The organism is Ochrobactrum sp. PL_is501 (assembly GCF_055816895.1).
In genome coordinates, this window is sequence record NZ_JBVPGR010000025.1 from 1 (window position 1) to 1,664 (window position 1,664).

Here is a 1,664-nt window from a genome sequence, read left to right on the forward strand (position 1 = left end):
CAGGCTACGCCTGACTTCGCTCCCGGGCCAATAAGGTTCGCAACTAATAGCGCGGGGTGGAGCAGCCCGGTAGCTCGTCAGGCTCATAACCTGAAGGCCGCAGGTTCAAATCCTGCCCCCGCAACCAACGATCCCTGCGATCCGCTCAAGCCTTTTTTCCGAAGGGCTTTTTTGCGTTCTGTCCCTCTTGTGCACGGCCCAAAAGTTGACGTTGCCCCCAAGTTTTATCCAGTTTTGAGTTCGCTCCAGCGGTTTTGGGTTGCTGTAATCGGGGCGGTAGGGGCGGGTTGCGGTGCGGAGCCGTTCCGGCTGCGCAGCACCGCATCACGTCGCGGGTTGATTGTCTGAGCGAACTCGGCAGGCGTCATCCAGCCGAGTCCAGAGTGTGGTCGATGATCGTTGTAATCGCTGCGCCAGTTTAAAAGCGCTGATCGTGCATGGGTCAGTGACGAGAAGAGCGTTTCATTCAGGAGCTCGTCTCGTAGCCGTCCATTGAAGCTTTCGATGAAGGCGTTCTGGATCGGTTTGCCAGGCGCTATATAGTGCCATTCCACTTTGGTCCGATCCGCCCAATGCAGGATTGCGTTACTGGTGAACTCACTGCCGTTGTCACTGACGATCATCTTCGGCTTGCCACGTCTTTCGATGATCCGGTCCAACTCACGGGCAACCCGCAAGCCGGAAAGGGACGTATCGGCGACAAGAGTCAGGCATTCTCTTGTGCAATCATCGACGACCGTAAGCACCCGGAACCTGCGGCCATCGGTGAGCTGATCTGACACGAAGTCCAGCGACCAGCGAACATTGGCAGCCGTCGGGATCAACATCGGCGCTCGGGTGCCTATCGCCCGCTTACGCCCGCCACGCTTGCGTACCGTCAGCTTCTCCTCCCGATAGAGCCGGAAGAGCCGCTTGTGGTTCACAAGGTAACCCTCACGCCTGAGCAGCACTTGAAGACGTCTATATCCAAAGCGGCGACGTTCATGCGCCAGCTCCTTCATCCGCTCGCGAAGGTCATAGCCATCGCTGCGCATGGTTTCGTAACGGATCGTCATACGGCAAAAGTCCATGGCTTTACACGCCCGCCGTTCGCTCATCTGGTGGTGATCCATCAGATGAGCGACAGCTTTCCGCCTTGCTGCGGGCGTCACCACTTCTTTCCCAAAAGGTCTTTCAAAGCGGCGTTGTCGAGCATCGCATCTGCCAGGAGCCGTTTCAGCTTCGTGTTGCTCCGCCGGGCAATTGATTCACTGAATCAATTGCTTGTCCGGCTTCGATCTTCCAGCGTCTTCAACCGCTTGGCCTCGGACACGTCCATGCCGCCGAACTTGGCTTTCCATTTATAGATACTGGCATCGCTGACGCCGTGCTTGCGACAAAGCTCCGCGACAGGCGTGCCCGCCTCGTGCTCCTTCAGAATGCCGATGATCTGTTCGTCTGTAAAACGGTTGCGCTTCATTCTCTGGTCCTCTCAATGGGCCAGAGCTTACTTCAAAATGGATTATTTCAACGGGGCAACGTCAATACGGATGTAATCCCGCTTCAGGGTTTTAACGAATGCCTCGGACATTCCGTTCGACTGCGGGCTGGCCACCGGCGTGAAGCAGGGCGTCAGATTGAGTGCTTGAGCAAACAGCCTCGTGTCCCGCGCGGTATAAGCCGAG

The 1,664-nt window shown here is 57.0% G+C and carries 1 tRNA gene and 2 pseudogenes; 1 reads left to right on the forward strand and 2 read right to left on the reverse strand.

The features are described 5' to 3' along the window. The first annotated feature begins 50 nt into the window (after positions 1–50). A tRNA-Met gene (locus AC0TOF_RS02620) sits at positions 51–127 on the forward strand. A gap of 97 nt (positions 128–224) precedes the next feature. Here AC0TOF_RS02620 and AC0TOF_RS02625 read toward each other — a convergent pair. Next, positions 225–1,459 (reverse strand): annotated as a pseudogene (locus AC0TOF_RS02625) (IS3 family transposase). A 51-nt stretch (positions 1,460–1,510) separates the two neighbouring features. Continuing rightward, positions 1,511–1,664: pseudogene (locus AC0TOF_RS02630) on the reverse strand (IS3-like element IS426 family transposase); the annotation flags it as partial.